The following is a 13,455-nucleotide window of genomic DNA, read 5'->3' on the forward strand; positions in this document are numbered from 1 at the left end:
TCCTCTCTGCGCGCATTTGCGCTACTGGTTGCTGTAGGTGGTGCCCTTCGGCAACGGCAGCACGGCCTCGCGCTGCGCCTGGCTCTTGGGCCACACCACGGAGGACTTGTCGTCGATGTACTGGATCACGACCGGGAACGAGCGCTCGTTCTGCCCGGCCATCGGCGTGCCCTCGCCGTAAAATTTGACGCCGAAGCCGAGCATGGTGCCCCCTTCGGGAATATCAGTGTCGAGCGCAGCCTTGCGCAGCGCATCCGGATCGACCCCGCCATATTTCTTGATTGCGCGCGGCAGCACGTCATTCATGAACACATAAGTGTTGGACGCGCCGATGCCGACATGCGCCGAGCGGATGGCGACGCCGGGCCGGATCTTGTCGAACTCCTCGCCGACCATCTTGATCACGGGCGGGAGCTTGGGATCCATGGTCTTCTGGTTGGCAAGCCAGATCGAAATGGGGTCGGTGTTGAAGATGTAGGTGGCGTCCGCCCCCATGCCTTCCTTCAGTTTTTCATAGACCCCGTAACCCGCGCCGTGTCCCATCAGCGCGCCGAACTTCAGCCCCTGCTCGCGCGCCTGACGCAGCAAAAGCGTGATATCAGGGTTGTAGCCGGTGTGGAAAATGACGTCGGGCTTGGCGCGCTTCAGCTTGGTCACCAGCGCGGAGAGGTCAGGCGCGGTGGCCGAATAGCCTTCCTTCATCACGACGTTGAAGCCCGCCTTCTTCGCGCCGGCCTCGTTGCCCCTGGACACGTCGACGCCATAGGCGCCGTCTTCGTGAATGATGGCGACGCGCAGATCCTTCGGCTCCTTGTCGAACTTGGCCTTGGCGTTCTGCGCGATGAAATCCATCGTCATCATGCCGAACTGGTCGCCGCTGGCCTGCGGGCGGAAGACGTATTTGTAACCCTTCTCGTTGAACACGGCCGACGAGATGCAGGTCGTCATCCACATGAACTTCTTGAGCTGCTCGACACGGGCCGCGACCGGCACGCATTGTGCCGAGGAGAAGAAGCCGAGCACCATGTCGACCTTTTCCTGCTCGAGCAGGCGGACGGATTCGTTGATCGCGATGTCGGGCTTGCTCTGCGCATCGGCATAGACCGTTTCGATCTTGTAACCCTCGACGCCGGTCTTGGCGAAATGGTCGAGAACGATCTTTGCGCCGATATAACCGAGCTCAGAGCCGCCGCCGGCGAGAGGCCCGGTCAAATCGAAAACGACGCCGATCTTGATCTTCTTGTCTTTGCCTTGATCTTGAGCCTGGGCGGACAGCACCAAGCCCGTCGCTGATATCGCGACCAACAGCCCACGTACCAAACGGGCAGCCATGCGCACGCGCATCAAAACCTCCCTGGCCGATTGTGCATTGCATTCTTTTTGGTTTTGTATTTTTGCCCATCACATGGGCTGGGCGCAGCGATGTCAAGCCTCGCGCATCAGCGCGACGCGAACTGCTGCTCGACGAAGGCCGTGACAAATCGCGGCATGGACGGCGTGAGATCGCTCATCCCGCGCACGAGATGGATCGCCGAGAGCTCCGGCTCGGCCTCGCCCGCCAGATTGGCTTCGATCCTCGCACGCGCCACGTCACCCGGCATGTCCAGGTTGATAATTTGCAACATCGCAATCGTTGGGCCGGTGACGACGCAGTGCCAGTCCGGTTCGACCCGATAGTCGGCCGCGGTGAGGCCGGTCTCTTCCTCGAGTTCGCGGATCACGCTGCCGGGAATGTCGAGCGTGTCGCCCCTGACGTCGTCGAGATCGGGCGTGCCCGACGGGAAATAGATCCGGCCCGCATTGGCGGTGTGCTGCGCCATCTCGCCCATCACGAATGCACCGTCGGAGGTGCGCAGCGCGCCCATGCCAAAGCCGTTGAACACGGCCTTGTCGGGAAAGCCCCAGTCGCGCCAGGCGAGGAAGCTCGCGAAATCGGTCTCGAAATAGGTCGCGGCGAGATGGCCATCGGTAAACACGGCATCCCGCCCGAGCAGGACGCGACCGTTCCAGATCTTTGGCCGCTCGCGCTGCTTCTCGGCGAAATGCACCGCGATCTCGTCACGCCGCTCCTCCGCGAACGGCCAGATGATCGGCCGCACGGCAAGATCAAGCGTCGTGACGCGATGGATTGTCAGTGACGTCATGACGCTTGGTTACCGAGCCTTCGCGTCAGTTATTTGGCGGTGCCCGTGGTCTTCTTGGCCTGCTCGACATATTTGTTGGTGAAAGTCTTGCTGACGTCGATCTTGGCGTTCGCCACGTCGGGCGAGCCGACGCTGAACACCGCGAGCACGGCGTCCGCGCCCTTCGGGTCCATCTTGCCGGTTTCGGAGAACATCGGGATCGTGTTCTTCAGCGCCGCAAGATAGAGATCCTTGTTCTTGCCGACCGTCTCCTCCGGCATCTTTGCCATGATCTCCTCGGGCGAGTGCGAGTGGATCCAGGCGAGCGTGCCCAGGATCGCGTTGGTGAGCGCCTGCGTCTCCTTCTCGTGGCCGGCCACCCAAGCCGCGGTCGAGTACAGCGCGCCGCCCGGATATTCGCCGCCGAACGTCTCGAGCGTATCCTTTTGCGTACGGGTGTCCGAGAGGATGCGCAGATCCTTGTGGCTGCCCTGGAGCACGGTCACGGAGGGATCGAGCATTACGGCCGCGTCGATCTGGCCCTGCTCCATGGCGGCGACCGCAGTGGCGCCGAGGCCGACGCCGATCACGGCGGTGCTGGCGGGATCGACGCCATTCTTCTTCAGCATATACTTCAGGAAGAAGTCCGTGGAGGAGCCGGGCGCGCTGACGCCGACCTTCTTGCCGGCGAGATCCTTGATCGACTTGATCTCGTTGGTGTGCGAGGGCGAGACCACCAGCACGAGGCCGGGATAGCGGTCATAGACGACGAACGCCTGAAGCTCCTGCTTCTTGGCTGCGAGGTTGACGCAATGGTCGAAATAGCCGGAGACCACGTCGGCGCTGCCGCCGAGCACGGCCTTGAGCGCGTCCGAGCCGCCCTTGAGGTCCACGAGCTCGACGTTGAGGCCGGCCTTGTCGTATTCGCCGAGCTGCTTTGCCAGCACCGTCGGCAAATAGCACAGGCAGGAGCCGCCGCCGATCGCGATGGTGACCTTGCTTTGCGCCGCGGCAAGACCGGTGGTGAGCGTCAGCGCGAGCAGCGCGCCCGCGAGCCTGGCTATCGTGTTCTTCATTGGTTTCCTCCGTTCGGCTGGCGGCACCATAGAGCAGCCGGGCTGGCTTGAGAAGCAGGACCGAAGGCGCTGGCCATCGGCCTTTCGGCGCAATAGCATGAGCCCACAAGAACAATTCTTGATGGGGAGGATCATCCATGAATCGCCTTGCAATCGGACTGTCGATCGCCACTGCTTTTGCCGCCGGATGCGGCGCAACCCACCTGCTGCGGCCGGCGCTGGCCGCGGAGAACATCACGCCTCAGATCATCCACACCGGCGAGATGGAGGGCGACGCGCTCGGGAACGCCAACGCCGTCGGCTTCCGTTCCAAGATGTTCGCGAGCGCCGACGGCGCCACCATCTCGATCCAGGTCGGCAACGTGCCCAAGCACATGCATCCCAACACCAACGAGATCCAGTACATTTTAGAGGGCACCGGCACGATCTGGTTCGGCGACAAGGAAGTCACCGTGAAGCCGGGCGACCTCGTCATCATCCCGAAGGGAACGCCGCATGGCGGCACCAAGCCGATCAGCGGACAGGTCAAGGCGATCGCAATCAAGACGCCGCCGCAGGCCCCCGACGACACCAAGTTGCTGGACTGATCGATCCCGGGCTCGCGCGGCGCGCGGGCCCCTTGCGGCCTAGCCGCGTCCGTCCACGGTCGGACGCCAGACCAGCAGTCTCCGCTCCACCAACGTCACGCCAAAGTCGATCAGGATGACGAAGGCCGACAGCACGAACATGCCGGCGAACACGCCGGCGACATCGAACACGCCCTCGGCCTGCTGAATGAGATAGCCGAGCCCCGCCGCCGATCCCAGATATTCGCCGACGACCGCACCGACCACGGCAAAGCCCACCGACGTGTGCAGCGAGGAGAACATCCACGACAGCGCCGAGGGCCAATAGACGTGCTGCATCAGCTGCCGCTCGCTCATGCCGAGCATGCGGCCGTTGTCGAGCACGGTGCGGCTGACCTCCTTGACGCCCTGATAGACGTTGAAGAACACGATGAAGAACACCAGCGTCACGCCGAGCGCGACCTTGGACCAGATGCCCAGCCCAAGCCACAGCGCGAAGATCGGTGCCAGCACCACCCGCGGCAGTGCGTTGACCATCTTGACGTAGGGATCGAACACCGCGGCGACCAGCGGCTGGCGCGCGAACCAGAAGCCGATCAGCACGCCGCCGGCCGATCCGATCACGAAGGCCAGGATCGATTCTGTTAGCGTGATGCCGAGATGCTTCCAGATCACACCGGACGAGAACCATTTGACGATCTGGGCGAAGACATCGACCGGATTGGAGAAGAAGAACGGCGGCAGCAGGATCTTGCCGAACACGGGTACGGTCGAGAGCAATTGCCACAGCGCGAGGCAGACCACGGCGACCAGCACTTGCAGCGAGAGCAGCGTCACGCGCGACATCAGACCGCCTCCGCCGCTTGCGTGGATTGCGCGTAGCCCTTCATGACCTCGTCCTTGAGCACGCCCCAGATCTCGCGATGAAGCGCATGGAATTCCTTGTCCAGCCGTACTTCAAAAATGTCGCGCGGGCGCGGCAGGCTCACGCGCCAGTCGCCGATGATGCGGGAGGACGGCCCCGCCGACATGATCACGACGCGGTCGGCGAGCGCGATCGCCTCTTCCAGATCATGGGTGACGAACAGCACGGCCTTGCGGTCGGCGTTCCAGAGGTCGAGCAGCAGGTTGCCCATCACCTGCCGGGTCTGTGCATCCAGCGGCCCGAACGGCTCGTCCATCAGCAGGATCTTCGGATCGCGGATCAGCACCTGCGCCAGCGCCACGCGCTTGCGCTGGCCGCCCGAGAGCATGTGCGGATAGCGATTGGCGAAGGCGCCCAGGCCGACCGAGGTCAGCCATGTCTGCGCCCGCGGCAGCGCCTCGCTGCGCGGCGTGCCGCTGACTTCGAGCCCGATTGCGACGTTGTCGAGCGCGGTCTTCCAGGGGAACAGCGCATCGGCCTGGAACAGATAGCCGGCATCCCGGTTCAGCCCGGCGAGCGGCTGGTCGAATATTTTGACGCTCCCGGCAGCCGGTTTCAGCAGCCCGGCCGCGACGTTGAGCAGCGTCGATTTCCCGCAGCCGGTCGGGCCGACGATGGCGACGAACTCGCCCTGCGCCACCGTCAGATGCGCCTTCTCCACCGCCGTATAGACCCGCCCGTCCCCCAGCTGGAACGCGACCTTGGCATCTTCCAGCGCCACTGCCGTAGGCGTTATCATGTGTTCCCTCCGAACTTGGCCCGATGCCTTAGCCGCTCGCGCGACCAAGTTCAATCAAGCCGCCAAGCGTGGTACGCATGGGCCTTCCCCCCTCCCTCCCACGGGCGGGTTAGCGTAGTGAGCCCCGCCCGATGCCATCCAGGCCGATGATTGGCTATGCCCACGTCACCAAGAGCTTCGGCGCGCTCAAGGCCGTGGACGATGTGTCACTCGACATCGCGGAAGGCGAGTTTGTGGCCGTCGTCGGCGGCTCGGGTTCGGGCAAGACGACGCTGCTGCGGCTCGCCAACCGCCTGATCGAGGCGGATGGCGGCACGATCACGGTCGAGGGCGACGACGTCCAGTCCGTCGATCCGGTCGCGCTGCGGCGCCGCATCGGCTATGTCTTCCAGAGCGGCGGGCTGTTCCCGCATCTGAGCGTCGCGGACAACATCGGGATCACGCCAAAACTGCTCGGCGTCCCGGCGGCGGGTATCGCAACGCGGGTCGATGAGTTGCTCGAGCTCGTGCAGCTCGACTTGGCCGCGCATCGCGAGCGGCTGCCGGATGCGCTCTCGGGCGGCCAGCGCCAGCGCGTCGGCGTGGCACGCGCGCTTGCGGCACGGCCCCGCATCGTGCTGATGGACGAGCCATTCGGCGCCCTCGATCCCCTCACCCGCGATGCGCTCGGCGACGATTTTCGCGAGCTGCACCGCAAGCTCGGCCTGACCACCGTGATGATCACCCACGACATGACGGAAGCGATCCTGCTCGCCGACCGCATCGCGGTGATGCGCAGCGGGAAGCTGCTGGCGCAGGGCACGCCAATCGAGCTCTCGAAAAGCAGCGACGCTTACGTGCTGGAGCTGCTGCGGACGCCGCGACGCCAAGTCGAGCGATTGAATGCGCGGCTGCCACAGGGCGGGACGGCATGAGCCTTTTCACCGATCCGCGCTGGGGCGAGGCGCTGGCGCATTTGCCCGACTATCTCGGCAACCACGTCCGGGTGAGTCTCGCCGCACTTGCGCTCGGCCTGATGGTCAGCCTGCCGCTGGCGATCCTGACCCGCAACCGCCCCACGCCGCGCGCCGTGCTGCTCGCGCTCGCCAGCATCGTGCAAACGGTGCCCGGGCTGGCGCTGCTCGCGCTGTTCTATCCGCTCCTGCTGCTCGCGGCCTCGGTGACGCTGGCCTGGTTCGGCGTCTCCTTCTCCGCTTTCGGCTTTCTGCCGGCGATGCTGGCGCTGGCGCTCTATTCGATGCTGCCGGTGCTGCGTAATGGCATCACCGGCCTCAACGGCATCGATCCGGCGCTGATCGAGGCTGCCAAAGGCGTCGGAATGACCGCACCGCAGTCGTTGATGATGGTCGAACTGCCGCTGGCTCTCCCGGTGATGATGGCTGGCATCCGTACCGCCGCGGTGTGGGTGATCGGCACCGCGACGCTGTCGACCCCGATCGGGCAGACCAGCCTCGGCAATTACATCTTTGCCGGGCTGCAGACCCAGAATTGGGTGTTCGTGCTGTTCGGCTGCTTTGCCTCGGCCCTGCTGGCGCTTGCCGTCGATCAACTGCTCGGCCTGATCGAGAGCGGCCTGCGCCGGCGCAGCCGCGTGCGTACGGCGCTTGGCGCGGGCGGGATCGCCGCACTGGTCGCCGCAACATTGGTGCCGACTATGGGGCGCTCGTCGCAGAGCTATGTCGTCGGCGCCAAGACATTTGCCGAGCAATATGTGCTGTCGGCGCTGATGCGGGACCGGCTGCAGGCGGCCGGTCTTTCCGCCGTCGCACGATCCGGTCTCGGCTCGAGCGTGATCTTCGAGGCGTTGAAGGCAGGCGATATCGATCTCTATGTCGATTATTCCGGCACACTCTGGGCCAATCAGCTTCACCGCACGGACATCAAACCGCGCGCGAAGCTGCTGGCGGAGCTGCAGACGACACTTGCGAAGGAGAACATCACCCTGCTCGGCGAGCTCGGTTTCGAGAATGCCTATGCGCTGGTGATCCCGAAGAAGCGCGCCGAGGCGCTTGGCATCCGCACCATCGCCGATCTCGCCGCGCATGCTTCGACCCTGTCGATCGCCGGCGACTATGAGTTCTTCTCGCGACCCGAATGGGCGGCGCTGCAAAAGGCCTATGGCCTCTCGTTCCGCGCCCAGCGCCAGATGCAGCCGGACTTCATGTATGCGGCCGTCGCCAGCGGCGAGGTCGATGTCATCGCGGGCTACACCAGCGACGGGCTGATCGCAAAATACGATCTCGTTGCGCTTGACGATCCCAGGCACGCGATCCCGCCCTACGACGCCATCCTGCTGCTGGCCCCGAAACGGGCCGGCGACGAGCGGCTGCAGGCCGCGCTGAAACCGCTGCTCGGCAAGATCGACATCGCGACCATGCGCGAAGCCAATTTACGCGCCGCCGGCAATGATGCGAATTCGTCGCCGGATGCGGTGGCGAGGTGGTTGTGGGAGAAGGTGGGTGGGCGGTAGGCCGTACCATTCATTCGATGTCGTCCTGGCGAAGGCCAGGACCCATTACCCCACGAGGCAATTGACGAAGTCCGATAGCCCACCACGCTTACGCTGGGACCAATACATTTTGCCAACGATAAATCACGCGGTATGGGTCCTGGCCTTCGCCAGGACGACGTTGGGGAGATGCTACAGCCCCCTGATCATCCCTGCATTGATCAGCAGCCGGTTCAGCCGGCTCGCTTCAGCACCGTCCTTGCAGCCGTAGAAGATGCCCTTGCAGCGGAGCATGATCTCCTTCTGCTCGGCGAAGGACGGATCGAGCGGAATGCCGGCGGCTTCCTGGATGACCAGCGGCAGATACGGACCATCGACCGTGTCCATCACAGCCTCGCTCTTCACCGGCTCGAAATTGACGGCGTCGATCGCGTAATAGGTCGCGTAGAGGCGCGGATCGTAGGCGTCGAGCTTTTTGCCGATTGCACCCTCGTCGAGCCCGGGCTCGAGGATACCAGGCGCGAATTCCGGCTGGTGGTCTCCGTAGCGCACGATCAGGAAGGGCTCGCCGGGAAATGTCTTCTTCAGGCCCGCGAGGAAAGCCTTGTACTGCTGGGCGCTCATCGCCTGCCGGCGCAGATATTCGTCGATGGACGGCACATTGCCCGGGGCGCGCCAGTTCGGCAGCAGATCCGGGCGGAAGCGCGTCTCCCACGGAAAATGATTGGCGCCGAGGTAAATGAAGGCGAACAGCGGCTTGTTTGGCGTTCGCTCACCCATCAGCCGGAGCGCCTTGTCGTAGAAGAAACTATCCGGCTCGACGTCCTTGGCGCCGAGATCCTTGGAGTCGAGGAAGCGTTCGATGCCGGTCGTCATCTGAAAGCTGCGCGCGGCCATGAAGCCGCCATTGGCGGGGTAGAGCGACATCGTGTCGTAGCCGCAGCGGCGCAGCGCCAGCGGCAGGCCGCGCTCGACACGGCCTGTTGCGATGCGCGTCACGAAATAGGCGAAGCGGCCGAATGAGCGCGACGACAACCCCGCGAGCACATTGTATTCGGTGAACCAGCTCGGCCCGCCATTGCTCTCGGCCAGAAACGCGCGCTCCTTGCCGTCCCAGGATTTGAAATGGCTGCCGTAGCCGGCCGGCACCTTGATGCCCTGCGCGGCGCGGATGTCGAAACTCGATTCATCATGGACCATGATGATGTTCGGCCGCCGGCCGGCGGGATGGCAGGCATCGACCAGCGGCATGTTGAGCCGTTCGTTGGTCGAAGCGGCCGACTCCATGAAGCCGTATTGCGCGAAGTCGGAGACCGCGCTGACGCCCGAGCGGAAGAACTTCGAGAGATAGCCGTCGTCGTAATAACCGCGCCAGGCCTCGTCCGGATGATAGAGCGAATAGCCGACCAGCGCGGCGAGGCAGGCGAGCTTGCAGGCGAGTGCCGGTAGCCTACGGATGCGGAAAGGGTCGAGCCACCACAGCGCATACATCAGCGGCAGCGTGACGAGGCCGGCTCCGATCACCGACCAGCGCAAATTCGGGAAGATCGTGAACAGGAACGCGACCGTGTCGCGGTCGATCATCATCAGGTCGATGAAGTTGACCGTCATCTGCACGACGTCGTGCTTCAGCCGCGACAGCAGCACCAGCACCACGACCATGGTCAGCGACAGCGCACCCGAGAGCGCCGGCCGCCGCAGCAGCGCGATCCAGAAGAAATTGAGGATGCCCCAGGCCAGCACGAAGGAGAGCCGTGCGCCGAAATCCGTCTCGGTCTCGTACATCAGGACGAGCGCAGCGAAATGCGGCGCCGCAACCGCGAGCAGCCGCCAGATACCGAGCGCGGCGACGCTCGCCAGTACGGCGGTCGTGGCAGAAGGACCTGGATTGGGCGCGGACGCCATCGACGACACGCAACTGCTGGTCCGGCACGGTGATGCCGAGCCGGCTGACCGGGCCTGCGGCGTTCGGCGCAGCCGGAAGGCCTGCACCGTGTCATAAAACTGTAATTGAACGGTCACGGACAAGCAACGCGTGTCGCGATCCGACCTTCGCTTAATGTTAGCGGAAGCCGATCGGCCTCCGCGCCCAATTCGTCCCGCCAGAGCAATCCCGCAGTGCCGAACCGACTTGCCGTCTAGTCGAGGCCCTCGACGCTGACCAGGCGGGCAGAACTGCAAGCGTCTCGGACCGCTTTGAGTCCCTGGTAGGTCGCGCCCGTGTAGAACGCCTCCCAGGCTGCCACGGATGGGAATTCCAGCAGAACGATCCTGCGGGGCTGCCAGTCCCCCTCGTAGACCTTGTGGGCGCCCCCTCGCGCCAGATATCTGGCTCCAGCGGCCTCCAGGGCGGGCTTCACGCCCAACATGAAGCTTTGGTACTGCTGAAAATCCCTGATCTCGACGTCCAAAATCACATAAGCCGGCATCTCAAGACGCTCCCACGATCGGAAATCGATCATCCGTCTGGCAATGGTCTCACCTCGGAGGCTCAGCCCTGCGGCAGCAGCCCGAGCCGCTTGGCGATGATACGGTCGACCACACGCTTGGGCAGCGCGGCCGTCATCACATGTCGCATCCGATCCGGCGTGATCTGGTAGCGAACCTTGGGCCTTTCGGCGGTGAGCGCCTCGAAAACGACCTCGGCGATCCGCTCGGCCGGCAGCCCAGTCTCGCCGAGCTTCATCATGAACGCCATGACCTTGTTCAGCGCCGGGAGATAAGGCGAGTTCTGGTAGACCGAGAGATCGATCTGCTCGGCCTTGCCCCAGATCGGCGTCTTGACTGCGCCGGGGGCGACGATGATGACGTCGATGCCGAACAGCATCAACTCGCGGCGCAAGCTCTCCGACAGGCCTTCGATGGCGTGCTTGGAGGTGCTGTAAGGCGCCAACAACGGATTGCCGTTCTTGCCTGCGACCGAGCTGATCATCACGATCCGGCCCTTCGGCCCCTTCAGCGACGGATCGGCGCCGAGTAGCGGTCCAAAGGCCTGCGTCGCGATGACCGGGCCAATGACGTTGATCTCCATCTGCCGGCGGAAGTCGTCGGCCGACAGTTCGAGCACGGGGCCGGCGACCGCGACGCCGGCGTTGTTGACGAGACCGGCCAGCGTCTCGTCGCCCAGCGCCTCGCGGACTTTTCGCGCAGCCGCCAGGACCGCCGCCTCGTCGGTGACATCGAACAGCAGCGGCGTGAAGTTCGCACCGAACTCACCCGTGAGCCGGTCCGCATCGGCCTGCTTGCGGACACTACCGAAAACACGATAGCCGCGCCCGATCAGAAATTTGGCAATGGCCCAGCCAATGCCGGTGGACGCGCCGGTGACGACGACGGATCGCATGGTCTTTTCCCCCGAAGAGCTCCCGCGATCATGCAGTGGAAAGCTGCCGCGGCGCAATGCCGTCCACCGCTCAAGGAGACGCCGCCGATGTCAGTTCTTAAGTTGAAGCGAGGCGCGAACGTCGCGACGTGAGATCGATTGCACCATGAAGATATGGATGAAGAGCCGAATCTTTGACTCTGAAGACGCTCGGCTTTTGAGGATCGGGAGCTTCTGAGAAATTCCGAAAAACAACGCGAGACCAAGAATGTGGTTTAAGCGTCAGTTCTTCGTGCTCAGGGAGCACTTTAGCTCGCGAAGAATTTGAATGAAGCAGCAATGCTTCGCGCGAGACGAAAAGAGCGAGACCGCTGGTTGCGATCTCGCTCGAATATAGCCGCGAAAGATTTAAGAATTGGTTTGGCGAGCGAAGCTTGTGTTTTCGCTCGCGTGCCCGGATGCGGCGTAACCGATACGCCGCATCTGAACGGCCGCGACTTAGTTCTTCGACTTGTCGACCAGCGCGCCCTTCTTGATCCAGGGCATCATGTCGCGCAGCTTGGCGCCGACTTCCTCGATCGGGTGCTCGGCGAGCTTGGCGCGGGTCGCCTTGAACGAGGTCTGGTTGACCTTGTTCTCGAGCATCCAGTCGCGGGCGAACTTGCCGGACTGGATGTCGTTGAGCACGCGCTTCATCTCGGCCTTGGTCTCGGCGGTGACGATGCGCGGACCGGTGACGTACTCGCCGTACTCGGCGGTGTTGGAGATCGAGTAGTTCATGTTGGCGATGCCGCCTTCATAGATCAGGTCGACGATCAGCTTCACCTCGTGCAGGCACTCGAAATAGGCCATCTCCGGGGCGTAGCCGGCTTCGACCAGGGTCTCGTAGCCGCCCTTGATCAGCTCGACCAGGCCGCCGCAGAGCACCACCTGCTCGCCGAACAGGTCGGTCTCGCACTCTTCCTTGAAGGTGGTCTCGATGATGCCGGCACGGCCGCCGCCGACGGCGGAGGCGTAGGACAGGCCGAGGTCGTGGGCGTTGCCCGAGACGTCCTTGGCGATCGCGATCAGGCAGGGCACGCCGCCGCCGCGCTGGTATTCGGAACGAACGGTGTGGCCGGGGCCCTTCGGCGCGATCATCAGCACGTCGAGATCGGCGCGCGGGTCGAGCAGGTTGAAGTGGACGTTGAGACCGTGCGCGAAGACGAGCGCTGCGCCCTTCTTCATGTTGTCGTGCAGGTGCTCGCGGTAGATGTCGCCCTGGAGCTCGTCCGGGGTCAGCATCATGACGAGGTCGGCCCATTTGGCGGCCTCGGCGACTTCCATCACCTTGAAGCCGGCAGCTTCCGCCTTCTTGGCCGAGGCCGAACCCTTGCGAAGCGCAATCGCCACGTCCTTGACGCCGGAATCCTTCAGGTTCAGCGCATGGGCGTGGCCCTGGCTGCCATAGCCGACGATGACGACCTTCTTGCCCTTGATCAGGTTCAGGTCGGCGTCGCGATCATAATAAACACGCATGGTCGTTTCCTCGTTCAGGGCCAGAATCGGCCAAAGGTCAGTGTCCGAAGGGCGAAATTTGCAGATTTCGGGGGCTGTCTAGAGCATTTTGGCCCCTTAAGGAAACCCGTTTCTGCATGGAAATCCGCGACATCATGCATCCATGAAAACGGGGTAGAGGGAGGCGAGCAGCAGGATTGCCATCACGATGTTGAAGGCCCGGACCAGGCGCTCGGACGTCAGCACCGGCCGTAGTGCAGTGCCGAACAGGACCCAGACCACGGTCGAGACCGCGCCGACGAGGAGACTGACCAAGGTCTGGATTGCGATATTGACGGGGAATTGGGCAATCGCCGCGTAGGCGGTGATTGTGCCGATCACGATCACCCAGCCCTTGGCGTTGATCCACTGGAACATTGCCGCGCCCCAGAAAGTCATCGGGCCGCGGCCGGTCTCACCATCAGGCGTGGTCGGGCCGGACAAGGCAATCACGGCGGCGAGATAAATCAGATAGGCCGCGCCGGCATATTTCAGGATGGTCTGGAGGATCGGATAGGCCAGGAACACTGTGCCGAGCCCGAGACCCACGGCGGCGATCATGAAAGCAAAACCGATGACGATGCCGGCGATGTGGGGGATGGTGCGCCGGAAGCCGTAGGTCAGGCCCGACGCCAGCAGCATGATGTTGTTCGGCCCGGGCGTGAAGTACATCACCACCATGAAGGCGAGGAAGGCATAGAAGAGCGAATAGGCCATAG

General features: G+C 63.6%; 13 protein-coding genes. 3 read left to right on the forward strand and 10 right to left on the reverse strand.

The genetic code is table 11. The features are described from left to right. Window positions 1–21: 21 nt before the first annotated feature. The 3 genes from AC0L3J_RS29825 to AC0L3J_RS29835 form a co-directional block, all read right to left on the reverse strand. Entirely contained in the window at window positions 22–1,344 is a 1,323-nt protein-coding gene (locus tag AC0L3J_RS29825; RefSeq protein ID WP_473349399.1) for an ABC transporter substrate-binding protein, read from the reverse strand. 95 nt (window positions 1,345–1,439) lie between these two features. Then, the gene (locus AC0L3J_RS29830; RefSeq protein ID WP_473349400.1) at window positions 1,440–2,144 is read right to left on the reverse strand and encodes an NUDIX hydrolase; all 705 of its coding nucleotides are present in this window, start codon (window positions 2,142–2,144) and stop codon (window positions 1,440–1,442) included. A 29-nt stretch (window positions 2,145–2,173) separates the two neighbouring features. Beyond that, a complete protein-coding gene (locus tag AC0L3J_RS29835; RefSeq protein WP_473349401.1) occupies window positions 2,174–3,199 on the reverse strand; it encodes an ABC transporter substrate-binding protein in 1,026 nt (341 codons plus the stop codon). A 137-nt stretch (window positions 3,200–3,336) separates the two neighbouring features. Here AC0L3J_RS29835 and AC0L3J_RS29840 point away from each other — a divergent pair, with 137 nt between their 5' ends. Continuing rightward, complete coding sequence (locus AC0L3J_RS29840) at window positions 3,337–3,786, forward strand: cupin domain-containing protein (protein WP_247288096.1); 450 nt, start codon at window positions 3,337–3,339, stop codon at window positions 3,784–3,786. A gap of 39 nt (window positions 3,787–3,825) precedes the next feature. On the opposite strand, the gene AC0L3J_RS29845 is transcribed toward AC0L3J_RS29840, so the two are convergent. Both AC0L3J_RS29845 and AC0L3J_RS29850 read right to left on the reverse strand, forming a co-directional pair. Further along, a complete protein-coding gene (locus AC0L3J_RS29845; protein WP_473349402.1) occupies window positions 3,826–4,611 on the reverse strand; it encodes an ABC transporter permease in 786 nt (261 codons plus the stop codon). After that, entirely contained in the window at window positions 4,611–5,429 is an 819-nt protein-coding gene (locus tag AC0L3J_RS29850) for an ABC transporter ATP-binding protein (protein ID WP_473349403.1), read from the reverse strand. Before AC0L3J_RS29850 ends, AC0L3J_RS29845 begins: the two co-directional genes overlap by 1 nt. 131 nt (window positions 5,430–5,560) lie before the next feature. On the opposite strand from AC0L3J_RS29850, the gene AC0L3J_RS29855 reads away from it, so the two are divergent. Together AC0L3J_RS29855 and AC0L3J_RS29860 are read left to right on the forward strand one after the other, a co-directional pair. Continuing rightward, window positions 5,561–6,343, forward strand: a complete 783-nt coding sequence (locus AC0L3J_RS29855) for an ATP-binding cassette domain-containing protein (RefSeq protein ID WP_473349404.1) — start codon at window positions 5,561–5,563, stop codon at window positions 6,341–6,343. Then, complete coding sequence (locus tag AC0L3J_RS29860; RefSeq protein WP_473349405.1) at window positions 6,340–7,899, forward strand: glycine betaine ABC transporter substrate-binding protein; 1,560 nt, start codon at window positions 6,340–6,342, stop codon at window positions 7,897–7,899. The genes AC0L3J_RS29855 and AC0L3J_RS29860 overlap by 4 nt, the downstream gene beginning before the upstream one ends. A gap of 171 nt (window positions 7,900–8,070) precedes the next feature. On the opposite strand, the gene AC0L3J_RS29865 is transcribed toward AC0L3J_RS29860, so the two are convergent. The 5 genes from AC0L3J_RS29865 to AC0L3J_RS29885 form a co-directional block, all read right to left on the reverse strand. Beyond that, a complete protein-coding gene (locus AC0L3J_RS29865; protein WP_473349406.1) occupies window positions 8,071–9,783 on the reverse strand; it encodes a sulfatase-like hydrolase/transferase in 1,713 nt (570 codons plus the stop codon). Between the two features lie 233 nt (window positions 9,784–10,016). Next, window positions 10,017–10,307 (reverse strand): DUF1330 domain-containing protein, encoded by a 291-nt coding sequence (locus AC0L3J_RS29870; protein ID WP_473349407.1) that lies wholly within the window; start codon window positions 10,305–10,307, stop codon window positions 10,017–10,019. Window positions 10,308–10,369: 62 nt separating this feature from the next. After that, entirely contained in the window at window positions 10,370–11,221 is an 852-nt protein-coding gene (locus tag AC0L3J_RS29875; RefSeq protein WP_473349408.1) for an SDR family oxidoreductase, read from the reverse strand. Between the two features lie 477 nt (window positions 11,222–11,698). Continuing rightward, window positions 11,699–12,718, reverse strand: a complete 1,020-nt coding sequence (gene ilvC, locus AC0L3J_RS29880; protein WP_456768492.1) for a ketol-acid reductoisomerase — start codon at window positions 12,716–12,718, stop codon at window positions 11,699–11,701. A 132-nt stretch (window positions 12,719–12,850) separates the two neighbouring features. Beyond that, on the reverse strand, window positions 12,851–13,453 hold the full coding sequence (locus tag AC0L3J_RS29885; RefSeq protein ID WP_456768491.1) for a LysE family translocator: 603 nt from the start codon (window positions 13,451–13,453) through the stop codon (window positions 12,851–12,853). Window positions 13,454–13,455: the final 2 nt, after the last annotated feature.

The sequence above is a fragment of the Bradyrhizobium sp. Kon37 genome (assembly GCF_055807535.1).